At 41.2% G+C, this 24,590-nt stretch carries 18 protein-coding genes; 8 read left to right on the forward strand and 10 right to left on the reverse strand.

Features of this window, described 5'->3' with window-relative positions:
• Positions 1-12: 12 nt before the first annotated feature.
• The gene (locus GB993_RS05820) at positions 13-1,623 is read right to left on the reverse strand and encodes a xylulokinase (RefSeq protein WP_161003454.1); all 1,611 of its coding nucleotides are present in this window, start codon (positions 1,621-1,623) and stop codon (positions 13-15) included.
• Between the two features lie 513 nt (positions 1,624-2,136).
• Here GB993_RS05820 and GB993_RS05825 point away from each other — a divergent pair.
• Positions 2,137-3,513, forward strand: a complete 1,377-nt coding sequence (locus GB993_RS05825; protein ID WP_161003455.1) for a sugar porter family MFS transporter — start codon at positions 2,137-2,139, stop codon at positions 3,511-3,513.
• A 93-nt stretch (positions 3,514-3,606) separates the two neighbouring features.
• Here the strand turns inward: GB993_RS05825 and GB993_RS05830 are convergent, their stop codons facing one another.
• On the reverse strand, positions 3,607-4,707 hold the full coding sequence (locus tag GB993_RS05830; RefSeq protein ID WP_161003456.1) for a GntR family transcriptional regulator: 1,101 nt from the start codon (positions 4,705-4,707) through the stop codon (positions 3,607-3,609).
• Positions 4,708-4,982: 275 nt separating this feature from the next.
• On the opposite strand from GB993_RS05830, the gene GB993_RS05835 reads away from it, so the two are divergent.
• On the forward strand, positions 4,983-6,023 hold the full coding sequence (locus GB993_RS05835) for an aldose epimerase family protein (protein ID WP_161003457.1): 1,041 nt from the start codon (positions 4,983-4,985) through the stop codon (positions 6,021-6,023).
• 52 nt (positions 6,024-6,075) lie between these two features.
• Here the strand turns inward: GB993_RS05835 and GB993_RS05840 are convergent, their stop codons facing one another.
• Positions 6,076-6,966, reverse strand: coding sequence for an ArsR/SmtB family transcription factor (locus GB993_RS05840; RefSeq protein ID WP_161003458.1), 891 nt, complete (start codon positions 6,964-6,966; stop codon positions 6,076-6,078).
• A gap of 255 nt (positions 6,967-7,221) precedes the next feature.
• Here GB993_RS05840 and GB993_RS05845 point away from each other — a divergent pair, with 255 nt between their 5' ends.
• Together GB993_RS05845 and GB993_RS05850 are read left to right on the forward strand one after the other, a co-directional pair.
• A complete protein-coding gene (locus tag GB993_RS05845; RefSeq protein WP_161003459.1) occupies positions 7,222-8,196 on the forward strand; it encodes a glycoside hydrolase family 43 protein in 975 nt (324 codons plus the stop codon).
• Positions 8,197-8,225: 29 nt separating this feature from the next.
• The gene (locus GB993_RS05850; protein ID WP_017263020.1) at positions 8,226-9,497 is read left to right on the forward strand and encodes an oligosaccharide MFS transporter; all 1,272 of its coding nucleotides are present in this window, start codon (positions 8,226-8,228) and stop codon (positions 9,495-9,497) included.
• 96 nt (positions 9,498-9,593) lie between these two features.
• Here GB993_RS05850 and GB993_RS05855 read toward each other — a convergent pair whose 3' ends face one another.
• Both GB993_RS05855 and GB993_RS05860 read right to left on the reverse strand, forming a co-directional pair.
• Positions 9,594-11,957 carry a hypothetical protein gene (locus tag GB993_RS05855; RefSeq protein WP_161003460.1) on the reverse strand — a complete coding sequence of 788 codons (2,364 nt, stop codon included), beginning with the start codon at positions 11,955-11,957 and terminating at the stop codon, positions 9,594-9,596.
• Positions 11,958-12,292: 335 nt separating this feature from the next.
• A complete protein-coding gene (locus GB993_RS05860; RefSeq protein ID WP_161003461.1) occupies positions 12,293-13,144 on the reverse strand; it encodes a helix-turn-helix domain-containing protein in 852 nt (283 codons plus the stop codon).
• Positions 13,145-13,429: 285 nt separating this feature from the next.
• Between GB993_RS05860 and GB993_RS05865 the strand changes: the two genes are divergently transcribed.
• Both GB993_RS05865 and arfA read left to right on the forward strand, forming a co-directional pair.
• Positions 13,430-14,749, forward strand: a complete 1,320-nt coding sequence (locus GB993_RS05865; protein WP_162854068.1) for a glycoside-pentoside-hexuronide (GPH):cation symporter — start codon at positions 13,430-13,432, stop codon at positions 14,747-14,749.
• A 10-nt stretch (positions 14,750-14,759) separates the two neighbouring features.
• Positions 14,760-16,265 carry an arabinosylfuranosidase ArfA gene (gene arfA / locus GB993_RS05870; protein ID WP_161003463.1) on the forward strand — a complete coding sequence of 502 codons (1,506 nt, stop codon included), beginning with the start codon at positions 14,760-14,762 and terminating at the stop codon, positions 16,263-16,265.
• Between the two features lie 85 nt (positions 16,266-16,350).
• Here arfA and GB993_RS05875 read toward each other — a convergent pair whose 3' ends face one another.
• Positions 16,351-17,238 (reverse strand): helix-turn-helix domain-containing protein, encoded by an 888-nt coding sequence (locus tag GB993_RS05875; protein ID WP_161003464.1) that lies wholly within the window; start codon positions 17,236-17,238, stop codon positions 16,351-16,353.
• A 138-nt stretch (positions 17,239-17,376) separates the two neighbouring features.
• On the opposite strand from GB993_RS05875, the gene GB993_RS05880 reads away from it, so the two are divergent.
• Positions 17,377-19,428 (forward strand): beta-galactosidase, encoded by a 2,052-nt coding sequence (locus GB993_RS05880; protein WP_161003465.1) that lies wholly within the window; start codon positions 17,377-17,379, stop codon positions 19,426-19,428.
• A gap of 12 nt (positions 19,429-19,440) precedes the next feature.
• Positions 19,441-20,763 carry an MFS transporter gene (locus GB993_RS05885; protein ID WP_161003466.1) on the forward strand — a complete coding sequence of 441 codons (1,323 nt, stop codon included), beginning with the start codon at positions 19,441-19,443 and terminating at the stop codon, positions 20,761-20,763.
• Positions 20,764-20,836: 73 nt separating this feature from the next.
• Here the strand turns inward: GB993_RS05885 and rihA are convergent, their stop codons facing one another.
• From rihA to GB993_RS05905, 4 genes are read right to left on the reverse strand one after another with little or no spacing between them, the layout of a single operon-like run.
• Positions 20,837-21,781, reverse strand: coding sequence for a pyrimidine-specific ribonucleoside hydrolase RihA (gene rihA, locus GB993_RS05890; RefSeq protein WP_161003467.1), 945 nt, complete (start codon positions 21,779-21,781; stop codon positions 20,837-20,839).
• Positions 21,782-21,808: 27 nt separating this feature from the next.
• A complete protein-coding gene (locus tag GB993_RS05895) occupies positions 21,809-22,195 on the reverse strand; it encodes a hypothetical protein (RefSeq protein ID WP_161003468.1) in 387 nt (128 codons plus the stop codon).
• 26 nt (positions 22,196-22,221) lie between these two features.
• Positions 22,222-23,406 carry a NupC/NupG family nucleoside CNT transporter gene (locus GB993_RS05900; RefSeq protein WP_161003469.1) on the reverse strand — a complete coding sequence of 395 codons (1,185 nt, stop codon included), beginning with the start codon at positions 23,404-23,406 and terminating at the stop codon, positions 22,222-22,224.
• 24 nt (positions 23,407-23,430) lie between these two features.
• Positions 23,431-24,588, reverse strand: a complete 1,158-nt coding sequence (locus GB993_RS05905; RefSeq protein WP_161003470.1) for an iron-containing alcohol dehydrogenase — start codon at positions 24,586-24,588, stop codon at positions 23,431-23,433.
• Positions 24,589-24,590 lie beyond the last annotated feature (2 nt).

Genomic DNA, 24,590 nt, shown 5'->3' on the forward strand with positions numbered 1-24,590 from the left:
TAACAGTCAGCCTCACTTTCGTTCTGGAATATCATTAATGGCTGCACCCTCAACGGGGAGACCAGCTTGATAATTTTCAATAAATTGTTGATAGCCCTTAACACCGTCTGGTTCCGGACTCAACGTCATGCTTTCAGGATTAGCAAAGACTTTACGGTCCAAGAAGTCTTCAAGGGAATCTTCGTTCTCGCCAGGCAATGCATAAATGGCTAACACTGCCATCCCCCACGGACCGCCTTCACCAGCGGTACTCATCACTGTAATTGGCGTATTCAATGCATTAGCAAGAATTTGTTGGCCAATCACTGGTGTCTTGAACAAACCACCCTGAGCAATCATGACATCTGTTTTGATATTTTCTTCATTTGTCAGGATGTCCATCCCAATTTTGAGTGGTGCAAACGCGGCGTAGAGTTGCGTGGCCATGAAGTTTGCTAGCGTAAAGTTGCTCTTTGGTGTCCGCACAAACAATGGGCGGCCAGCCGACATCTTGGTGATATTCTCACCTGATAAGTAGCTGTAGTTCACTAGCCCACCAACATCTGGATCTGAATGGGTCGCTTGCAAGAACAAGGTCTCGTATAACCGATCAGGTTTAAGATCAATTCCTAGCTTGGCCGCAAACTCACTAAACAAGTTGGCCCAAGCGTTAATGTCAGATGAACAGTTATTGATATGAACCATTGCGACTGGTGCACCCGTTGGTGTCATAACCATATCAATATCACGGTGAACTGCCTTTAAAGGCTGATCCAAAACGACCATTGAAAAGGCTGATGTGCCGACGGAAATGTTCCCAGTACGTTTGCGAACACTGTTGGTGCCAACCATCCCTGTGCCAGCGTCTCCCTCAGGTGGTGCCATCACGCTACCCGCCTGAAGATTGCCACTAACGTCGAGCAATTTAGCACCGACATCTGTCAATGTTCCGGCTTGCTGACCAGCAGGTAAAACACTCGGCAGAATGTCTTTAGTATTCCAAGGGTAACGTTTAACAGCGTCCTGAGTATTGAACGCTTTCAACATTGTCTCGGAATACGTACCCGTTTTTTCATCGATTGGGAACACACCAGATGCATCACCAACACCCAATACACGCTTGCCTGACAATTGCCAATGTACGTAACCTGCTAATGTCGTGATAAAGTCAATATCCTTAACGTGAGGTTCATTATTCAAAATTGCTTGATATAAATGAGCAATACTCCAACGTTGCGGAATGTTAAATGAAAATAACTTCGTCAACTCATCGGCTGCCTGACCGGTAATGTTGTTACGCCAGGTTCTAAAGGGCACCAATTGCTTACCAGCCTGATCGAACGCCAGATATCCATGCATCATGGCACTGACACCAATCGACCCAATTTTAGTCAACGGACTGTGATACTTGCTTTGAACTTCTGCCACCATCTGGGTATAGCTGGCCTGAATACCAGTCCAAACCTGTTCCAGTGGATACGTCCATACACCATCAACGAATTGGTTTTCCCAAACGTAACTGCCAGATGCAATTGTCTGAAAGTCGTGAGTTACCAGAACCGCCTTGATTCGTGTTGAACCAAGTTCGATACCTAGCGAAACATCACCGCTCTTAACCGCTTGGGAGGTTTCAACTAAGTTCATGTGAACATCCTCCAAATACAAATTCAAAAGTAAAATAAAACGTTTTCATTTTTGTCAACGACCATAGTGTAATTTATTTATTCGAATAAATCAACACTATTTTTATTTATACGTATTAATACGGAAAACTAAATAATCTGATCATAGTTACTTATAGGTAACCACAATCACGCCATTATCATTTCTTATTCTTTAAAAGCCAAGCGATAAAAACTATTTAAAGCCTTTAAATCAGCTATTTAATCTCACGTAATTAATCATAAAATTTGTTCCAGTTGTACTACAATCGCATAAATTTGTCGTTTTTCTATTGATTTATTCGAATAAATGATATAGATTGTTTCCTGAAAGCGTTTTCTATTTTTGTCGACAGATTTTCATTCTTTACCTAGTACGTTTGTATTTGCTATTTTTTACTTCGCGTCTGAATCGACGATGAGTTCAACTGCTTGATGTCCTTCTTCAGTTGGCGGTTCAACGGTTCACATCTATTTATAGAAATGAGGGTTCGTCTTGAAAAAAGTGTCGAATGGCTTCATCTATACGTTTGGTTCGTTAGGTGGCCTTTTGTTTGGTTATGATATTGCATCTGTTTCAGGTGCCATCTTATTTATTCAAAAGCAATTGCGATTAGGTTCATGGCAGCAAGGGATGGTTGTTTCAGCTGTCTTGATTGGTGCGATCATTGGTGCCCTTGCTACTAGTAAGTTCTTGGATAAATATGGTCGTCGAATTCTATTGATTTGGGCATCTATTATCTTCTTCATTGGTGCGATTGGTTCAGGATTGGCCCCAGAATTCTATGTCCTCTTAACCACCCGAGTCATCCTTGGGGTTGGTGTCGGGATCACGTCTGCATTGGTTCCCGCTTATCTGCAGGAACTTGCTCCTAAAAAGAACCGTGGTGCAATTACCACGCTCTGGCAGTTAATGATTATGATCGGAATTTTGCTAGCTTATATTCTGAACTACTCCTTCTCCGGTTTGTTCACAGGCTGGCGTTGGATGCTCGGATTGGCCGCTTTACCTGCTGCCATCTTATTCTTGGGGGCGCTTTACTTGCCCGAAAGTCCACGGTTCTTGGTCAAAGTCGGCAAAATTGATGAGGCTCGTTCTGTTTTGGAAAGCACCAACAATGGTGACGACCATGCGGTTGATGTAGCCTTAGCTGATATTAAGGAACAAGCCGCTCAAAAGACCGGTGGCTGGATTGAATTGTTTGGTAAAACTGTTCGCCCTGCATTAATTACTGGTCTTGGTGTTGCTATTTTCCAACAAATTATTGGTAGTAACACTGTTATCTTCTATGCGCCAACCATCTTCACAAAGGTTGGTTGGGGTGTTGCGGCCGCATTACTGGCCCACATCGGTATCGGTGTCATTAACGTTATCGTGACTGTTATTGCCTTATTACTGATGGATCACATTGATCGTAAAAAGATGCTCATCTTCGGTGCGACCGGGATGGGATTATCACTATTAGTTATGAGTGTTATCTTGAAGTTTGACAGTGGTTCAAAGGTTGCTGCCATTGTTAGTGCGATCGCGCTTACTGTTTATGTTGCCTTCTATGCCGCAACTTGGGCACCTGTTACCTGGGTCTTCATTGGTGAAGTATTCCCACTTAACATCCGTGGCTTAGGAACTTCACTTTGTTCCGCAACCAACTGGGCTGCCAACATGTTGGTTTCACTAACGTTCCCAACAATGCTCAGTACTATGGGGTTGGCTAATTCCTTCCTCTTCTATGCCGTTATCTGTGCAATTTGTATCTGGTTCACGCACACCAAATTTATGGAAACCCGTGGCAAATCACTTGAAGACATCGAAGCTGACTTGCGTTCACGTGCTGCTGAGGATGACGCTGTTTCAAATGTTGAAAGCAAATAATGTTTATCCGTTAATCAAGCACTAATGGATATACTAAAAGGGCCGCCTTGAGAAGATTAACTTCCCGAGACCGCCCTTTTAATTCGCACTTATTCAGTTTTGAGTATCGACAGTAGCATCAGCTGGTTTAACAGCCGAGTTTCGTTTGACTAAGTCTGGTTCGTAATTGATATCCTGAACATCTTCACGATTCAACAACTTAATCAACATGCGCCCTGCGTCTTCACCCATACGTTCTTTCTCATGGTTTAATGTCGTCAGCGACGGACTCATATATTGTGCCATCTGATAATCATCAAAACCTACGACCGAAACATCCTCAGGCACTCGATAGTTGTTCGAGCGCAGGTAGTCCATAACTTGAATCGCCAAACGATCGTTATAACAAGCAATTGCCGTTGGCCGTTCATCCTGCTCCAAATATATCCGAATTCGACCCATGACCCGTTCAAAGTCATCCCCTGATTGATACATGATGAGGTTACTTTGGTAGGAAAATTCAGGGTGACGTTGGTACGCCTGAACAAAACCGTTCATTCGGTTAACCCCTTGAATATCATCGACCTGAAAAACGCCTAGGACACTTTGATGTCCCATGCGAAAAAGATATTCCATCATGCGTTCTTCAGCAGCCTTGTCATCTGTCGTGACGCTCGGAAAGTCCAAATCAGGATATTTAGCGTTAATAAATAATGTTGGAATCTGATCATCCTTAATTTCTTGGTATAAGTCCATGTTAGGATTACGCAGTGCACTTTGTGTTGGCTCAATGATTAGGCCAGCAACTTTAGTATCCAACATATTGATTAAGCTTTTACGCTCTTTTTCATGGTTATTATGCGTGTTACTAATCAGCAAAGAATAGCCAGCATCTGAAATAATACGGTCAATCCCAGAAATTATATCCGGAAAGATATAATCCGCGATATGTGTCGTAATAACACCAATCATTTTACTGTCATTATCGTTCGACCAGTCTTTGTGCCAATCTTGAACAAACATGCCACCACCTTGGATCCGATAAATAAAGTGGCTACCCTCTAAATCCCCCACGGCTCTTCTAACTGTATAGCGAGAAACATCGTACATCGCCATCAACTCAGTCTCAGTTGGCAGTTTATCGTTAACCTTATACTTTCCTGTTAGAATTGCCTCTTTCAAACCATCTTTAACTTTTTGATACTTGTTTTCCATATTTCCACCTAATTTGATATGTAATGATGCTCACTTTTAAGACACGTCACCATTACTAATAAATTGAAACGAATCATTCACTCATCCTAGTGTAGTGTAAAAGTTCCGATATCACAATAAATTTACAAATTTATATGTAACCGTTTTCTCTTTACCAGTCTGCTGTCTCATAAAATGTGGTAATGTAATTATATATTTATTTCAATTCATTAAAGTCTAACGTTCGATTCATTCGAATATATATTCGAATTATACTTAACAAAGGAGTTTTCCGTATGTCACAATCTATTCGCGCAACAGTCCAACCATTTGATACCTTTAATGGTCAACAAATCTATCGTTTTAGTCTTGTCAACGCTCATGGCGTTACCGTATCTGCCTTAAGTCTTGGCGCAACTCTTTATGAAATCTTATTACCAAGTGGCGACAATCTCGTCTTGAATTATCATCATAGTGCTGATTACTTAGCCAATCCATTTTACGTTTGCATGGGCATCGGGCGCACAGGCGGGCGCATTGGCAATGGTGAATTCCCAATGAACGGAAAAACGATTCACGTCCCAGTCAACGAAGGAACGACAACCCTACATGGCGGACCGCATGGATTCAACTCACAGATCTGGGATGGTGAAATTTCCACCAAAAACGGGGAGCCAGAAATCATCTTCCGGCACTTACAGAAATCGTCAGAAGATGGTTTCCCTGGTGACTTGGATGCCGAAATTCACTACCAACTCAGTGATAATGATGTCGTTAGAATCAGCTTTGTTGGGCGATCAAACGCCGATACAGTCTTTAACCCAACACTTCACACCTACTTTAATCTAGGAAACAACGAAACCATCAAACAGCATACATTACAAATTAACAGTACAAAACATTTAGCCTTTGATGATAAAAAGGTTCCAACTGGCGAGCTAATTGAGGTCGCAGACACACCATTTGATTTCCAGAAGGCCACGACACTCGGCACCGCTATTGCAGGGATGCAAGACACTGAAGAAAAGGGCTTCGATGACCTCTTCAAAGTTGTACCAGATGACAATAACCGGATTGCCACTCTGGCAGACCCAGTTTCGGGCCGCTCAGTCGACATTCTCTCAAAACGTAATGGGCTCGTAGTTTTCACCGCTAATTCCTTTACACACGATAATATGAACTTCAAGCGTTCCAACGGTACTGGCCAAGCCTACGAAGGTGTCGCCCTCGAGGCACAGACGTTACCTGATGCCACCAAACATACCGGTTTTGGTAACATTGTCCTCACGGCCGGAGACACCGCCATTAACACAATTGGCTACCGTCTCCACTACTAACCGAATGAATATTAAAACGCTGAATCAGCTTTGATGGTTCAGCGTTTTTAAACTAGCTATAAAACATCTTCATTTCGATATCTTGATTAAAGTTCCCAAACCCTTTGCCAAAAATCGTGCAGCCGCCACGGTTCTTGGCATTCTTTTTAACTTCAAAACGAACTGTGACAGTATCACCGTCTATCTTTAGATCATCTAGCGACGCTTCAGAGAATGGTTGTCCGTCGAGATAACTCCCGTGATCAGTGACACGGACCGTTTTTAAAATACCATACTGATTAACGTTATCTGGCACCCACAACGGCGTGTACTTTCCCCGAGTATCAGAGAAATCACCAGGACTTGTCCAATTGCCGATTGCGTGGCCGTTAATCGAAAACGTGATGTCAGAGGGCCAAACGTTATTAGAAAATGGGAATTCAGAGCCTAGTTCCATAGATAAATCTAACATCTGCAACGTATCATTTCTAGCCAGATAGTTTGGAAACTGATATTCAACAAATCCTTCTGTCCACCAAATCATCCCCGCACTCATTCGTTCGGGATCCATGAAATATGCCGGATTATCGACCTTGCCAATATAATTATCTTTTCCGGCCAGACCGCATGACGGTTTCACTGAAAAGTTAGTAAAGTGTCCCACTGGCACATCAGTCGTTTGAACATCAAACGCCGTGTAAATCTCTTGAGGGAAGTTCACATTGATATGATCAACCTTCAACTTAGACACCTTGTTATGACCGACTCGTTCAAATTCAATCAGGCCCGCTTCAGCGAGTTTGTTGAGATGCATCAACACAATTGTGCTACTAAGTTTCATTTCTTCAGCCAGTTCACGAACGCTCAAATGCTTATATGAAAGCTTTCTGAGAATAGCCAATCTAACTGGACTGGCTAGTGCTTTATACGCTAGCAAGGATTCATTAGACAAATCCAATTCCATTATGGATAACACCAACCTTTTTGTTAATCAGACGGTAACAAACAACATTTACATTGCTTTAAATTAATATAAAGCGGTTTCTTTTACTAAAATTATAATATAAACGCTTACATTATCCAAATTTATTCGAATAAATATCGCAAACATCATTGTAAGCGTTTGCTTCTGCCTGTACTCTAATCTTGTACAAAGGATAACAAGTTAGCTAACGTCGTTCGTCCGATTAACAAACAAGACATGAAGGGACAAGTTGATATGACAACTGCAACAGATTACATTAATCCACTAATTGTGCAGCGCGCCGATCCATTTATTTATAAACACACAGACGGCTATTATTATTTCACCGCTTCGGTACCTGCATATAACCTCATTGAAATCCGTCGTGCCAAAACATTGGCCGGCCTCGCCCATGCTGCACCACGCACTATTTGGCGTAAACATGACAGCGGCCCGATGAGTCAATTAATCTGGGCGCCAGAGATTCATTACATCGACGGCAAATGGTTCATCTATTTTGCCGCAGCCGAAACAACGGCGTTCGACAAAAACGGTATGTTCCAACACCGTATGTTCTGCATCGAATGCGATAACGCAGATCCAATGCGCAGCGAAGATGATTGGATTGAACATGGTCAAGTTAAAACACCAATGGATTCTTTCTCGCTCGATGCAACCTGTTTTGAAGCCAACGGTAAGTTGTACTACGTTTGGGCACAAAAAGATCCAGCCATTAAGGGTAATTCCAATATCTACATTGCTGAAATGGCTAACCCTTGGACACTTAAAACTAAGCCTGTAATGTTGACCAAACCTGAATTTGACTGGGAAACGAAGATTTTCTGGGTAAATGAAGGTCCTGCCGTGATCCATCGTAATGGTCGATACTTCTTAACTTACTCGGCCAGTGCGACCGATGAAAACTACTGCATGGGCATGCTAAGCGTTGATGAAAATGCTGATTTGCTTGATGCCAGTCAGTGGCACAAGGCGGAAAAGCCAGTCTTTCAAAGTGATCTTGACCATGATCAATTCGGACCTGGTCACAATTCCTTCACAGTAGCTGAAGACGGTCAAACGGATATTTTGGTTTACCACTGTCGTGACTACACGGAAATCAAGGGCGATCCACTGTATGATCCAAATCGCCATACGAAGGTTCAATCCTTTACATGGAACGATGATGGCACCCCTAACTTTGGCAAACCAGTGCCTTACAACTATGACTAATCATTTAGAAAATAGAGGTTAAAAATATCATGCAAAAAACTGAATCAAAACACTTCTGGGGGTTTCCCTTCTCCCACTTTAGTTATTTCTTCATCTGGGCTACCGTCTATGGCTATTTAACGCTATGGATGGAACAAGTCGGTCACTTAAACGGAACCGAATCTGGGGCTGTTTTCTCCATGATGGCCGGAATTTCGCTTATTTTCCAACCAATCTTCGGGGTCGTTTCTGACAAACTTTTATTCAAAAAGAACTTAGTTATTCTAATTTCTGTTGTTGCTATTTTTATCGGACCTTACTTTCAGTGGGTCTTCTTACCATTGCTTCACATCAATTCTTTCTTGGTTGCCATTGTCACTGGGACCTTCCTCAGCTTTGTCTTAAACGGTGGGGTTTCCGTTATTGAACAATATGTTCAACGTGCCAGTTTAGCAAACAAGTTTGAATATGCTCACTCACGTGTCGGTGGTTCTGTTGCCGGTGTTGTCGCTTCATTAATTGCCGGTCGTTTATTCCTGTGGTCACCAGACTCAATTTTCTGGGCATGTACCGTTGCTGCCATTATCTTAACTGGCTTACTGTTGTTCAGTGACAAAATCGACATGGACAACGCTTCTGCTGCTGGGGACACATCTAACTCTTTGGACATGAAGACTGTTATGTCTGTGTTCAAGATTAAAAACTTATGGGTTCTGGCTATCTTCTACATGGGCGCATCAGCTATTTTCGATGTGTTCGACCAACAATTCATTATCTTCTTCAAGACGTTCTTCCACACCGCCGCACAAGGCACATTGGTTTACAGTTACATGACTTCCGGTCAAACGGCCATTGAATTCTTGCTCATGTTCCCAATGCCATGGATCATCAACAAAATCGGTTCTAAAAACGGTTTAATCATCTACGGCTTCATCACATGCATTCGGATCTTAGGTTCTGCTCTGTCACCAACATGGGGCTGGGTTGTCTTCTTCCGTTTGCTCGCCGGATTGGAAATGCCATTGTTGTTAACGTCTATCATGAAGTACATCGCTGGTGCCTTCGATATTCGTTTATACGCCACGGTTTACGCGCTCGCGTCTAACTTTGCTAAGCAAATATCGGTCTTCATTTTCTCCTCTGTTGCCGGCAAATTATACGATGTGATCGGTTACCAACACACGTACATCTGGATGGGTGTTCTAGTCTTCGTCATTACACTGTTCGCTGCGTTCTTCTTAAAGAAAGAGGATAAAGTACAGGCTGGTGAAGTCGAGGCGCCAAAAGATACACCGACGCCAGCAAATGATTCTGATAATTAGGCAATCGAAAATGTAACAAAAATGAGCCATTAAGGAACGGTTGCTACCTCTCCTTAATGGCTCATTTTATATAAATCATTTAATCATGAATAAATACTAACCTTCATCCGTTTTAAATCCATCTTGAATATTGTAACGAACTGTCTCACTCGATGTTTTTAAACACCTGTTTCGTTCAACATCTAGGATTTCACGAGGATATGGTGCATAACTGGTAACCCTGTACTCATCCTGTCTTAATTTGACTAGGTTGCCATTGATCACACTAAGTGTTCCATCTGCTTTTGTGTACACATACGCCTTTTGTCCAAATCCAGTTAAGTAAGCGGCCAATTCTTCGCCCATATCCCAATCATCGTGGCCTGTATCACCATCAGGGAATAGTCTAGTAAAAATACCACCGTCCTGAGCAAAAACTGATTGGCCAAAGCGATTTCGAGATAGGTCCGGTCGATTGATATTTGGCCCTGCAATGCTATACGTCGAGGCTGCCTCTCCATGTTTGAGCAGACGATCTGTTGTGGTTGCGTTTGCATCATACATGTATAACACACCCGCAAATGCACGATAAGCCCCTCGTAGCAGCTCAGTGTCACCCATTTTTTCATAGGCTAGTAGGCTAGAAGCCGCTGTAATCCCGCCCCATAATGAGTGAATCATATAAGAGAGGGCTTCCCACCAACGGTCTGGCGCCTGGCTTCGAAAATCATTGCTGAAGCCAATGTTGGCTTTTAATAATTCTGCATATCGACTGGCAGCCTTCGTATAGCCGGCATTGGCCAAAGCCCCCGTTGCCGGTCCAAAACCGGCATTATCATAAAAGTGCTCTGTAATGGCAGCCTTATACGATTGACTATCAGTTGCCACGCGCTTTACGGCTTTGTCCCAACATTCCTTAATTAGCTGATAGTCCTCATTCATACCATGAGCTTTTAAGTCATTCAGCAGACCATCAATGTATAAAAAGTACACGCCCAACATTTGCGATTCTTCCTTGGCACGCTGACTTTCATGCATATCTGGATTAACTCGTAAATTAAAGACATCCGCAGCCCAGTGAAGATAAACTGTCGGTTGATTGAGTATTAAAACATTTTCCCCAAATAGTGATAATAAGTAGTAGACATGTCCAATGTATTCAAAATCCATTACGCGATAAAAGTCTCCATACAGGGACGCTGGTTTGCCAAAATCACCGTCAACAAACCATTTTTGACGAATGTAGTACACAGCACTTTGTTCGACCTGTCGCACCTGAGCCATTGTTTTTTCAGTCGGATTTAACAGATTTGCCATTAAGATTAAACTCAATTTACCTAACGATTCGCCTTGGTTAGAAACAGGTCCGAATGAATATGGATGTTTGCCCGAAGCATCTTCGAAAGAGTGAATGCTTAACCAATCCACGCGCTGTTGAATCAGTTGATGAATCGGCCGCATAACATTGAATACAATACGATCCTGTCTGCCACTTTCAAGAGTAATACGCAACTCATGTTCGCCCACCTCTGTTGGAGCTAACGTCAACACGTTTTGTTTAAGACTAGAGGTTACATCACGTTCAATAATCTTGTTATCAACATTAGTACGTAAAACAATTCGTTCAACCAAATCGTTCGTTGGTTCCTCGATCATTACTGTAGCTGTCTGGTTTCGAATGATAATTGGTGGGTATGTTATGCGTGGGTGACCAAAATGTTGGGCCACATCAGTAAAATTATCCTGATCACTAAAGGGGGTGAGGACAAAAGACCACTTCATTTCGTCGGTTAAAGTGATGCTACTATGCGGGTATATCCAATCTCTTTTTGGTGCTTTTGTTTGTGGATACCCACCGGCCAAGATGAGTTGATGAAACAACATACCATCCAATGACGGCGATACATTTTCAAAGAATCGATTCGTCCACTCACAAGCGGTTCCAACTGACTGAACCACACCTGCTGTCTGAAATAACCCCATGTTCTTTCCTTCATTATCACGGCGCATTCCAGCTAATTTAGTAAAGTTCGGGGCAACCGAAGGAAAAACAGCTGTGGAACGATGAATGTTTTGGAGGACATCTCGATCTCGAAACATAATATAGGCCAGTGAGCACCAGACACCGAGACTTGTTATTTTTACAGGCTCATACGTATTATTCTGTAACAGAATTTGCCACTGCAACTGATCGTTAATCAATTCATAATTCAACGTAATTGTTGCTTCAGGGAGCTGATATTTAACTATCAATTGTTCACTGGTTTCTTTAATAACCGGCGTTAATTCAATGCTTTTGTAATGATGGTCCCCGATTACTATTTCGAATTCACCAAACAATTTATCACTGTCGGTGTAGCCTGCTTTATCTAAGTAACTAGGATTAATTACCCAGTTCATCTGATAAGTGTCTTCCTGATCAATAAGACTTGTAATTGCTCCATGGGAATTGTACTGCATGTTGAAGCGTTTTGAATGCATGTGTGTACCTCACTATTTTTAAATTAATGAAAGCGCTTTACAGTGAGTATAAAGCGCTCAAGCTTATCAATAAATGTAAAAGCCAAAGATAAATTTATAAAATATCACACATCGATTCGTTATGTCGCGGTGTTAACCATTGATTCGATATGTTCTAGGTGAGACACCAACTTGCTTCTTAAAAGACGTTGAAAAGTGGTAGATTGCAAATTTGATCCGAATTTTTTGACAAATTAGTCAGCATCACTTGGTAAGGTGTTTGCCAGTTAAGTACTTTAAGGGGGCGTTGGTTAATTGATCAGCTCCTAAAAAATGGGTTTGTGGTAAACACCATTTTAAAGGAAGCTGATCTTTTTTGTCCGAACAGCGTTCGGATTAATTTTACAATCTACCAAGTAATAAATGTTTTGATAACCAATCCTTTCAGCAATAGTAGAAATTGGAAGCGACGTATTAAGTAACTGACGTTTTGCTTCTTCCATCCGATACTGTTTAACAAACTCATCCGGCGTCAAGCCAGTCGTCTGTTTAACTGCTCGACTAATATAATTAGGGTGGAAATGAAAGACCCGGCTCAATTCCTCATTTGTAATCCGTGATTGGTAATGAGTGCGCAAGTATTCTTGAACATGTGCCGCTAGCTCTGCAAGACGCGTTTCCTTGGCTGAACTATATTGTACGGCTTGAAGCACATCAATAAATAATTGCTGAGCTCGCCAAAAACCATAGCTGTTGGACTGTTGGCTTTCCTCGAAAATTTGCCGAATTGTTGGCATGAGTTGATCTTGATTTGGAATATTGAATTGCTTGGCCAAATAAACAGTCGTCGATGGTGTGTAGTAATGCAGCGTCGGAACGGCAATACTTGGTGTCAACGGTGTCGGATTGACATTTTGACTCCATTCTCCAGCCACATAAAAATGAAGCCAGTAGTACTCCGTTCGCTCTGCCACTGGCTTCCAAGAGTAATGGTGATGTCTTGGACGCAATATAAATATCTGACCAGCCTTAATTGTATAGTGAGCATCATCTTCGGCGATGAACAAGCAACCTTTACGCATAACCATAAGAATGAAGTATTGTAAATCATCTCGATTTGGATGTTGTTCGCCCACTTCAAAAGTCGCATATCCACCTTCGATAAATGTTGGAAAGGGCAAGCATGATATAGATAAATATTGAGTCATTGTTTTCCTCCGTGCGTTTTCGTCGACACCAGCCATCAATTCCCTATTGCCCCCTATTATGCGTCCGATGGTCTTCCAAAACTGCATAGCTAGTTTAAAAGTGTGATTTTTTATAAATACTCTGTGAGCTATTGAATGTTAATTGCTTAATGATATGGGTAAATTAAGGTCAATGAAAGCGCTTTTAAAAAATATCGACCAATCTTATTCACTTCAGGAGGAAACATTGTGAAAAGCCACATTGCAGAATCGCTCAAATCTTCAACCAAAATTCCGTTTCATCGGATGCTAGCCTATGCCAGTACAGATATGGCAGGAAACCTGCTTTATACCACTGTTACAACTTTTATTTTGTACTACTACACTGATGTTTTCGGATTATCAGTCGCTGCAGCAGGCACGATTCTCTTAGCAGCACGAATCCTTGATGCCTTTGACGCGCCAGTATGGGGATTTATTATTGATCATACCCACACACGTTGGGGACAAAGTCGTCCGTACTTTTTATGGATTGCATTCCCGTTTGCAATATTCTTTATTCTCATGTTCTGGTCTCCTTCGCTAAGTTCAACTGGTAAGTTTTGGTGGGCAATGATTACCTACCTTCTGTTTGGAATTTCATATACAGGAGTTGGAACTCCCATCAGCTCCATTTTGCCAAATCTCAGTAACGATTCCGACCAACGAATCAAGCTAAACAGTACACGAATGATCGGTGGTAACATCGGGTTTTTCATCACCGCAACCTTTACCTTAAGTTTCGTGGCCTTTTTTGGCGGTGGCAGTGCCGTCACTGGTTGGCGCACAACCGCGCTTGTATTAGCTGTTATTGGGTTTGCTCTTCTCATGTTTGCGTTCTTCGATACTCGTGAAATCAACACTCAATCACAGAAAGCCTTGCCAATTATAGACTCAATTAGAGCGGCCAAGTCTAATTGGCCTTGGTTCATCTTGGTTCTTGGCTTTATCTTTTATTGGCTTGGAAACTCTTCGCGAACATCGGTTTTAGTGTATTACACACAGTACAATCTCGGTGCCAAGGGCTTTGCATCAGTGTTAAACGCATTAGTTATGTTTCAAATGGTAGGTATGCTGTTAATTCCATTCCTTGTTAAAAAATTTGCTAAAACGCAAGTTTTAATTGCCGGATTATTACTTGCAGCCTTGGGTCAAATTGCAATCGCATTTACTGGTCACTCTTTCATTGCCTTAGCTGTTGCCTGGAGCATCGCATCCATCGGTACTGGTATTTCCGTCTCAATGCCATTCGCAATGCTATCAGACACAGTCGATTACGGTGAATGGAAAAACGGGATTCGCGCCAGTGGTTTCTTAACCGCAATCGGTAGTTCATTCGCAATTAAGATGGGATCTGGTCTAGGCGGTTGGGCTCCATCAATGATTCTTAACCACGCTGGCTACAAAGCTGGTGTTGCACAAAATGCAGCATCGCTTTCCGCCATCAAATTCTGTTTTAGTTATCTTCCCGCCATTTTCTTTATCGGTGGCGCACTTATTATGATTGCTTATTTAAAGTTCGAACGCAAAGAAACGACGATTCGAGAAACATTAATCGATCGTCGTGGTCAAATTAAAGAAAGCTAAAGGTAATTTTATGAAAGCTATTATCAATACCGCCGCAAACAATGCCATTTCCAAAATTGATGATCGCATCTACGGCTCATTTATTGAACAACTAGGACGAGCTGTTTACACCGGTATTTATCAACCTGATCATCCTGAAGCCGATGAAGAAGGATTCCGCAAAGATGTTATCAAAGCAGTAAAAAGTCTGCACATTCCATTGATTCGTTATCCAGGTGGCAATTTCCTATCACAATACAAGTGGGAAGACGGTATCGGTCCTAAAGATCAACGACCAACCCGCTTAGATATTGCTTGGCGGGAACTGGAAACAAATCAATTTGGTCTACATGAATTTATGCACTGGTCAAAGAAAGTCGGGGCCGTGCCAAACATGGCGGTTAATTTAGGCACTCGTGGCATTCAAGAAGCAGCCGATTTAGTCGAGTACTGTAACTTTCCAGGCGGCACTGAATTGAGTGATCTGCGTGCCAAAAATGGCGATTCCAAACCATTTGCTATTAAGACTTGGTGTTTAGGTAACGAAATGGATGGTCCGTGGGAGATTGGCACTAAAACCGCATCTGAATATGCGCATCTAGCTAACGAAACTGCTAAGGCCATGAAGCAAGTGGATGATAGTATTGAGCTTGTCGCCTGTGGCAGTTCATCTCTCGACAACCCGACATTTGGCACTTGGGAAGAAACCGTATTGGATGAATGTTACGACAATGTAGACTACCTGTCCTTGCACCGTTACTATGGCTATTACGGAGATGATGATCCAACAGAATTGGATAATTTCTTAGCTAAGAACGAAGATTTAGACCAATTCATTAGTGGCGTTATCGCTATGTGTGATGCGGTTCAAGCCCGCAAACGGTCAAATAAACAAATCAACTTGTCCTTTGATGAATGGAATGTTTGGTATCATTCAAACAACGCTGACACCAAAATTAAACCATGGCAGGTTGGTCCTCACTTATTGGAAGATGTTTATAACTTTGAAGACGCCTTACTCGTTGGTAGTTTACTAATGACACTACTAAAACACGCTGACCGCGTTAAGATTGCTTGCCTTGCACAACTTGTCAACGTCATTGCGCCAATTATGACGAATACAGATGGAGGCGTGTGGTTACAATCCATTTATTATCCATTCATGCAAATGGCAACGTATGGTCATGGCGTTGTGTTAAATAGTGGCGTTGAGGTCCCAACATACAACTCTCGTCAATTTAAAAATGTTCCACTGATGGACAGCGTCACCATCTATAATAAAGAAGCCAATGAGCTGATCGTTTTTGCTGAAAATAAAAACCAACATGAAAACGCCGACTTATCAATCAATCCTACTGGTTTTGATATTGATCACATCATAGAAGCAACTCAGTTTTATGGTTATGACGTTAAGGCTGACAACCGCGATGGCAAGATGGCAATTCAACCATTAGCTAGTGTTGAGCTTACTGACGAAAATATCAGTGCCAAATTGGAACCATTGTCTTGGAATATGATTCGAATGGCAGTGAAGTAAATGAATTTTAAACAAAAGCTTGCCATATGTGTGTCCTCACACTATATGGCAAGCTTTTGTTTTGCCTAGACCATTTACTATCCTTTTATGATATTAAATGGTTCATTTTCGACTTTCTGAATTCATTCGGAGTTAACCCTGTCCATCTTTTAAATTGTCGACTAAAATTTGCACTATTTTTATACCCTAATGCATCTCCGACATCCATTACAGAATATTGCGGCTTAACCAATAATTTTTTGGCTTCATTAACTTTCAGCTTAGACAAATATTTCCTTGGTGAAATTCCGTAAGTATCCTTAAACATTCTAAATCCGTATCCGTCACTAAAACCAACCTTGTCAATTGCTTTTGAAACAGCTAAAGCACTATTCTCGATCTCATAGCCACTCTTAATAAACGACAAAACCTGTTTAGTTAATTCGTTTTTAAGATAGTCTGCAATCCTTCGCGCATATTCCGCAGTGTCCGTTGAGCCTTCAACCGTTGCTGATTTTGTTGTCTCATAAAAGTCTTGAAGCATTTGCGACAGTTCAATCTGGATTATCATCTGAGTGTCAAAGTCATATCTGCCATCTTGAATTAATCCATCTAAGCGATTTAGATGAGGCGCCAATTTCTTGCATAGATCGGAATCCCGTTGATAGAGATACCTCAATCCTTGAATCAAACGAATTTTTAAGGCTGGATTATCAATATCAAAATGAAAACAAAAATATGTTAAAGACGAACCTGCCCAAACCTGATGGGAAAATTCTGGAGGAATTATAAAAAAGTCTCCTTTATTTAATAAATACTGTTCATTACCAATCTCTATAAATTCACTGCCGTGCAAAATAAAGATGCATTCAAACGCATAATGTTTTTCAACCGGTACTATCCATTTAGCATCAACAGTTTGTTCGTGAGCACCAAAAAACGATAAGTTCCAATCTATTACAGGAAGCCGTTTCGCGTTTTTCAAAAAATTCATTTTCATCACCTATACAGAGTCAAATATCGGAAAAGGATACTTTTCTAAGTTATTCGCACCTATACAACTCTCAATAAATAACCTACTCTTAATTAAACAAAATAGAAAGCGCTTTCTAAATAGAAAAGGAGTCTTATTGTGTTAAATCATTTTCTTTACGGTTCAGCTTATTATTATGAATACTTGCCATATGAACGATTAGATGAAGACATAAAAATGATGAAAGAAGCAAATATTAATGTCGTCAGAATTGGAGAAAGCACTTGGAGTACGTACGAACCTCAAGAAGGCAAATTTGACTTTTCAAAATTAGACAAAGTTGTCGATGCTATGGCAGCTGCGCACATTAATGTCATCATTGGTACCCCAACTTACGCAATTCCAACTTGGATGGTCAAAAAATACCCTGAAGTTATGTTAACGGATAAAACTGGGCAACATCAGTATGGTGCTAGGCAGCTAGTTGACTTTACACACCCAACTTTTAAATTTTTGGCCGAACGTATTATCAGAAAGATGATCAAGAGAACTTCACAGAAACCAAATGTAATCGGTTTTCAAGTTGATAACGAAACAAAGCATTTCAGCACAAGTAGTAATAATGTATACATTGCTTTTCAAAAGTGGCTAAAAAATAAGTTTGATAACAATCTTGACAAATTAAATGCGGAATTTGGAATGGATTACTGGAGTAATCGAATCAATGCATGGGAAGACTTTCCACCAATTAACAGCACCATCAACGGCAGTCTTGGATCAGCCTTCGAAAAATTCCAACGCACTTTAGTCACAGCTTATCTTCAATGGCAAGTTAGCATTGTCAATGATTATAAGCGTTCAGATCAGTTTGTTACAAACAACTTCGATCTTGAATGGCGAGATCAATCATTTGGTCTAAATGCAGCAGTCGACATTTATAAAACATCGAAAGTTCTGACTGACACAGCTATTGATATTTATCATCCCACTCAAAGTCATCTTACCGGAGCTGAAATTGCGTTTGGAGGTGATATTGCCAGATCGACGAAAGACAAGCCCTACATCGTTATGGAAACTGAGGCACAGGCCTTTAAAAACTGGGTACCCTATCCTGGGCAATTACGTTTACAAGCGTATAGTCACATCGCATCCGGTGCGAAGATGGTCGAATATTGGCACTGGCATTCAATTCACAATAGCTTCGAAACATATTGGAAAGGTCTATTAAGTCACGATTTTAAACCCAATCCAGTTTACAACGAAGCAAAAAGAATTGGGGCAGAACTTAAATCTATCGGTTCTAATTTTGTTAATTCAACGAAGCAAAATCGTATTGCTATCGTTGTAAGCAATGACAGCTTAACAAGTGTTGACTGGTTTCCGTTTCGAGATAAAAGTGAAGGTCATCAATATAACGATGTATTGCGGAATTATTATGACACCCTTTATAAAATGAATACTGAAGTTGATATTTTGCCAATAGACAGCCCCAAAATTTTCAACTACGACCTGCTCGTCGTGCCAATGCTCTATTCGGCTACCGACGGACAACTTTCTTCATTGAATCGATATGTTCATGCAGGCGGAAACATTGTCTATGGATTCAGGTCAGGATTCACAAACGAGAATGTCAAGGTTCGCACTACAGTACAACCAGGAATCATTTCTAAAGCAATTGGAGCAGAATACGAGTTATTTGTAGATCCAAACCAAAATGCAGGAACAAATGAAGCTGAAAATTTAGTCACAGTCTCTGGTCAGAGTGAATTGGCTGATTTAAAAAATGCAGCAGCTCACGACTGGATGGAACTTCTGACTGCTACCACTGGAAAAGTTTTAGCACAATACAATCACGCCTATTGGGGAAAGTATGCAGCTATAACGGAGAATGAATACGGAAAAGGAAAAGCTTTCTATATTGGTAGCTTCTTTGATCAAAAAGATATGGAAACTATTTTTAAATATGTCCTCAAAAAGACAGGAGTTTGGTCAAACCGTCAGGAACAAAGTTTCCCAATTATCAATAAGCGTTTAATTGATAGTGTACACAGAAATCACTTAGACTTTTACTTCAACTATTCAAGTAAGCCGCAAAAAGTCATCTTTTACTCATCAGAAGGAACATCTTTATTTACTCATGAGAACATTCACAATCAAGACACCTTTATTTTGAAACCTTGGGATCTACAAATTTTTTCCACGTCATTTTAGAAAGGAAAAACAATGGTAAACAACTTACACTCAAACCAAAACAACTCACAGATTGCATGGAAAGCGGATATTAGTGATTCTGAACAGCCAAAAGCTCCAATCATGATTGGACTAGCAACAGGTATCGGCGCACTGCTATGGCTAGGACCATTTAATGGCATGAATAATTTATTGAACCCTGCCAAATTGGCAAATATTATGGGCGGTGCCGGTAGTCAAGTGAACAACTTTTTAGCATTGCTAGGTACGCTCGGAGCAGTTACCTCGACCATTACAACCATTATTATTGGTGCACTATCAGACCTCACACGATCAAGATGGGGACGTCGCACCCCTTGGCTAATAGTCGGCTCGATTTTAACAGCCATTGTGATGGTTGGATTGGGCTTAATAAACTCCAAATCTGGGTTGCCATTTTTCATTGTACTATGGTGCTTACTTCAAACGTTTATTAATATGATTGTCGCACCGTTACTTGCCGTTATAGCAGATCGTGTGGCTCCAATGCATCGTGGATTGATCTCATCTATTTATGCCACAGGATTCGTTATTGGACAGTATGGTGGCCCCGTCGTCGGTGGTACCTTCTTAAAAACTAACAATCCTGGATTAGTAAATGTAGGTTATTTTGTATTTGCATTTCTTATGCTCCTTTCGGGTCCAATTGCGGCCCTAATGTTAAAGGAAAAATCCAGTTTAAAAATGCCACGAATGAAAATGAACTGGAAGCGTTTTATGCAATACTTTATTTTTCCAGTCCACAATACCAGAAACTTTTATCTAGCATTATTCGGAAAAATGCTAATTAACATCACTACCACGACTTTTGCGACATATCAATTATTTATACTAACCACAGATATGGGCCTACGAAACTCAAGCGCAGGTAAATATATTTCATTGATGGGCACCATTACCATGATTGCCGCCATACTGTTTTCAACTATCTCCGGTCCCATCTCCGATAAAATGAAAACACGAAAATGGCCTGTTGCCTTCGCTGCTTTTCTTATTGCAACGGGAACATTGCTTCCATATCTTCTTCGTCATCCTGTTGTCATGTTAGTATATGGGGTTTTCGCCGGAATTGGATCAGGTATCTTCTTCTCAGTAGATCAGGCCTTAAACTTAGAGGTGTTGCCTAATCCGGCTAATTCTGCCAAAGATCTCGGAATTCTCAATCTTGCCAATACAGGGGGTCAAATTTTGGGACCCGTAATTGGTGCAATTCTGTATGGAATCGTAGGGCATAATTACCTTCCAATTCTTCCAATACTTACCGTCATTGCATTGGTAGGTGCTGCTTTGGTACTTTCAATTAAAGAAGCAAAATAACAAAAAATGATTTTACTGTTGGTCTTCAAAAAGCTACTCACTTGCTAAAGACGACAATAAAATCATTTTTCTATTACTTTTTCAGATCATCAAAAGCCCTTAGCGAATCCATAATCAGCTTAATAAAACGCTCACGGTCAACCTTCAACAACACATTAGTGTTCTTCGGTTTACCAGTCAATTCATAGTAATCACAGACCGTTTCACCTTTAACTAATTCACCTTGTGTTTCCACATCGACATTCATCTGTTCACTTTCAAACAGCGTTGGATCAATCAACCAGGCAATGGTGCATGGGTCATGTAGTGGAGCACCTTTGAATCCCCACTTCGGATTTTCGTGATAGATTTCAAAGAAATCAAGTAAACCGTGAAAGGCATGAGCGACAGGATTTTTAATATCGTCAATGGACTCAATTTCATCCTTCAATATCTGTGCCTGATGCGTAACGTTAAGCGGTGCCATAACCAATGGAATGCCCGCATTCATCACAATCTTAGCGGCTTCAGGGTCCACATAAATGTTGAACTCAACGGATGGGGTCCAGTTTCCTAACCCCATAGCGCCACCCATAAAAACAATTTGTTCGATTCGGTCTGCAAGTTCTGGATACACGCGTAAGAACAAGGCAGCATTTGTCATCGGTCCAGTCACAACCAACGTAATTTTCTCATCGCTCTCTCTGATGGTTTTCGCCATTAACTCAATCGCCGTCATATTCTGTGGTTTGAAATCTGGGTCTGGTAGTTCTGCACCATCCAGTCCCGTCTTACCGTGAACATTGCCAGCCGTTGCAAGCTTGTTAACTAACGGTGTCCGGTTTCCGCCAGCAACAGGAATATCCTCACGATGCATTAATGTTAACATCCTCATGGCATTGTTTAGCGTTTTTTCCGGTGTTTGGTTCCCCGCTGAAGTCGTTACGGCTGCTAATTCAATCTTTGGCGAGGCAATCGCCATAGTCATTGCTAAAGCGTCATCGTGTCCAGGGTCACAATCTAAAATAATCTTTGTCATGTCAAACTCCTTTCAGGTTACCTATGTCTAGTTTACCTTGTTAACTACGTTTAGCGGATATTTTTTGATTAAGTAGAAGATGATTAAACAAGCCAATAAACCAATAACAGCAATCAATACTCCGCTAATTTGTATGAAGCCTGTTAACTTTGTACTAGCGACCGCAATAATACTTACAAATCCCATAAGGTAGACTGTATCTACAAATATCATAAATGCTTTGGCAAACCTCTTCGTACTCAGCAAACGAACAAGCGCCCACGCATATAACAAAATCACGAACGCTGAGGATCTAATCAACATCCCCGTCGTCTGTCCCTGTGACTGCCCAACGGTGACTAGCCAATTACTGCTGACAAATAAAACAATTGTCAGCATTACTGTCGTTACAAGCTTTGATTTTATCGTCTTCATCAAAATCACCTATCTAGATTGTCTATTTAAAAGTACAAACCGACGATTGTACCAGTCAAAACGGAGGCCAGCGTTGCACCAAGAAGTAGCTTCATTGAGAACTTTGCCACATAGGCACCTTGTTCTTCACTAATGGACTTAATTGAACCAGTGATAATACCAACTGTGCCAAAGTTTGCAAATGACACAAGATAAGCAGAAATAATAGCCGTTGCTTTCGCACTCAAACTGGCTGTCATGCCATGTAATGTACCCATGGCCACGAATTCGTTGGTGATTAGTTTCGTTGCCATCAGGCTACCAACTTTAATAATGTCATGACTTGGCACACCCATTAAGAACGCAACCGGTGCGAACACATACCCAATAAGTGTCGTAAAGCTGACGTTAAATAGAGCTAAGAACGTGTTATTTAGGAAGGTAACCAACGCTACAAACCCAATTAGCATTGCACCAACAGTGATTGCTAGTTGAAAGCCGTCAACAATGTAATTACCCAAAACTTGGAAAAATGGTTCTTTGTTTCCTTTAGAGATTTGAACGAGTTCATCGTTTGATTCCGTTTCATACGGATTAACAATACAAGAGATAATTAGTGCCGATAAAATGTTTAAAAAGACGGCAACCACAACGAATTTACCAGGAACCATTTTCATATATGATGCCAACATGGCAGCTGATACAGCACTCATAGCTGATGCACAGATGGTATACAAGCGCTGTTCGTTTAACTTGGGAATCTGGTCTTTAACAGTCAGAAATACTTCTGGTTGTCCCAAAATAGCGGTGGAAACGGCAAAGTAACTTTCAAGTTCGCCCATTCCGGCAACCTTGTTTAATGCCCAACCGGTCCACTTAATAATGAATGGCAATACCTTAATGTAATTCAAAATACCAACTAAGGCGGAAATAAAGACAATCGGCATCAAAACGTTTAGGAAGAACACGGAACCACCGGGTTTGATAACCAATCCGCCAAAGACAAAATTAACCCCACCGGCAGCTTGAACCATTAACCAGTTAAAGAATGACGAAATTCCAGCTAGTGTTTTAACCCCACCTGACGTGTGCAAACATAAAAACGAAATGATTAACTGCAATGCAAACAAAATTCCAATTGATTTATACCGAATTTTTCTACGGTTGCTACTAATTAGCCAACCAATCCCAAACACAAGTGCTAACCCGGTTAATAAGAACACAAAGTTCATAATTTCCGACTACCCTTCTATGTTTTATTGTTTTCCGTACGAGGCCAACAGTGTTTCAGCCGCATCAACAGTAACTTCGCGTGGTGTATTACCTGCAAAGCGTTCATGTGCAACGGCCTCTGCATTAGTCGCCAACTCTTCGTAGCTAATCTTGTAATCACTAAATGGATGCAGGCCAAGAATCTGGTCACGAAAGTCTTTATAAGTCCGTTCCGCAATTAAGGTTGTCTGTTCCTCAGGTGCATTTTCAGGATAAATAGCACCTAAAATCTGGCCAATTTCTCTGACCTTATGTGGCATAACGGGACCAACAAAACGAAGGACACCAGGCAAAGCATATGCGACGGCTTCACCGTGAACGATGTGATATTTAGATCCCAACACATGTGCCATCGAATGGCCAACGTTGGTACCTGCATTATTTAACATCCAACCTGCCAAAGTTGCGGCTACCATAACTCGTTCACGAGCTTCTCGATCATTACCGTTTTTAACCGCTCGTGGCAAGTAATTATATAGTAGGAACATAACTTTCTCACAAATAGCATCAGTTACCGGTGAAGCCAATTTAGAAAGGTAACCTTCTGCAGCGTGAGAGAAAGCATCTAATCCTGTAGCAATTGTCATGTTTTTAGGTAATGACAATAACAAATCAGGATTCAGGACTGCGTATTCACTAACCGCATCATCTGCCAGAATTGCCAGCTTTTGTTTGCTTGTTTCGTCAGTAACAACCAGTGCGTTAGACATCTCGCTACCTGTCCCAGATGTCGTTGGCACGGCAATCAGTCCTGGACAAGGTTTGACTGTCACTTGTGAGTCTACATAATCTGAAATTTTTCCACCGTTTACGCGGACAATGTTAATACCGCGGGCAACGTCAATCGAGCTGCCACCCCCAATTGCAATAATGCTGTCTGCCTTGTGTTCTTTAAAGGCTGCTACACCAGCATCAACAACACTAGTTGGCGGATCTGAAACGACCTTATCAAACACTGCATATTCAATACCATTTGCTTGTAGCTCGGTTTGAACATCTTGGACAATTTCTACCTGTGCTAAAAAGTGATCCATGACAAACAGTGGGCGTCGATAATTTTCTGTTTTCATGATTTCTAACAGTGTTTCGTCGAGGTGGTCTGTGCTGACAACTTTAACTTTTTGAAGTAACTTAAAGTCCATCT

The sequence above is a fragment of the Furfurilactobacillus milii genome (assembly GCF_009864005.1).
Lineage (GTDB): Bacteria > Bacillota > Bacilli > Lactobacillales > Lactobacillaceae > Furfurilactobacillus > Furfurilactobacillus rossiae_B.

Excerpts from the sequence above, each read along its gene's own strand:
- GB993_RS05820 (WP_161003454.1), bottom strand. The coding sequence starts at position 1,623 with ATGAACTTAGTTGAAACCTCCCAAGCGGTTAAGAGCGGTGATGTTTCG.
- GB993_RS05830 (WP_161003456.1), bottom strand. The coding sequence starts at position 4,707 with ATGGAAAACAAGTATCAAAAAGTTAAAGATGGTTTGAAAGAGGCAATT.
- GB993_RS05835 (WP_161003457.1), top strand. The coding sequence starts at position 4,983 with ATGTCACAATCTATTCGCGCAACAGTCCAACCATTTGATACCTTTAAT.
- GB993_RS05840 (WP_161003458.1), bottom strand. The coding sequence starts at position 6,966 with ATGGAATTGGATTTGTCTAATGAATCCTTGCTAGCGTATAAAGCACTA.
- GB993_RS05845 (WP_161003459.1), top strand. The coding sequence starts at position 7,222 with ATGACAACTGCAACAGATTACATTAATCCACTAATTGTGCAGCGCGCC.
- GB993_RS05850 (WP_017263020.1), top strand. The coding sequence starts at position 8,226 with ATGCAAAAAACTGAATCAAAACACTTCTGGGGGTTTCCCTTCTCCCAC.
- GB993_RS05855 (WP_161003460.1), bottom strand. The coding sequence starts at position 11,957 with ATGCATTCAAAACGCTTCAACATGCAGTACAATTCCCATGGAGCAATT.
- GB993_RS05860 (WP_161003461.1), bottom strand. The coding sequence starts at position 13,144 with ATGACTCAATATTTATCTATATCATGCTTGCCCTTTCCAACATTTATC.
- GB993_RS05865 (WP_162854068.1), top strand. The coding sequence starts at position 13,430 with ATGCTAGCCTATGCCAGTACAGATATGGCAGGAAACCTGCTTTATACC.
- arfA (WP_161003463.1), top strand. The coding sequence starts at position 14,760 with ATGAAAGCTATTATCAATACCGCCGCAAACAATGCCATTTCCAAAATT.
- GB993_RS05875 (WP_161003464.1), bottom strand. The coding sequence starts at position 17,238 with ATGAATTTTTTGAAAAACGCGAAACGGCTTCCTGTAATAGATTGGAAC.
- GB993_RS05885 (WP_161003466.1), top strand. The coding sequence starts at position 19,441 with ATGGTAAACAACTTACACTCAAACCAAAACAACTCACAGATTGCATGG.
- rihA (WP_161003467.1), bottom strand. The coding sequence starts at position 21,781 with ATGACAAAGATTATTTTAGATTGTGACCCTGGACACGATGACGCTTTA.
- GB993_RS05895 (WP_161003468.1), bottom strand. The coding sequence starts at position 22,195 with ATGAAGACGATAAAATCAAAGCTTGTAACGACAGTAATGCTGACAATT.
- GB993_RS05900 (WP_161003469.1), bottom strand. The coding sequence starts at position 23,406 with ATGAACTTTGTGTTCTTATTAACCGGGTTAGCACTTGTGTTTGGGATT.
- GB993_RS05905 (WP_161003470.1), bottom strand. The coding sequence starts at position 24,588 with ATGGACTTTAAGTTACTTCAAAAAGTTAAAGTTGTCAGCACAGACCAC.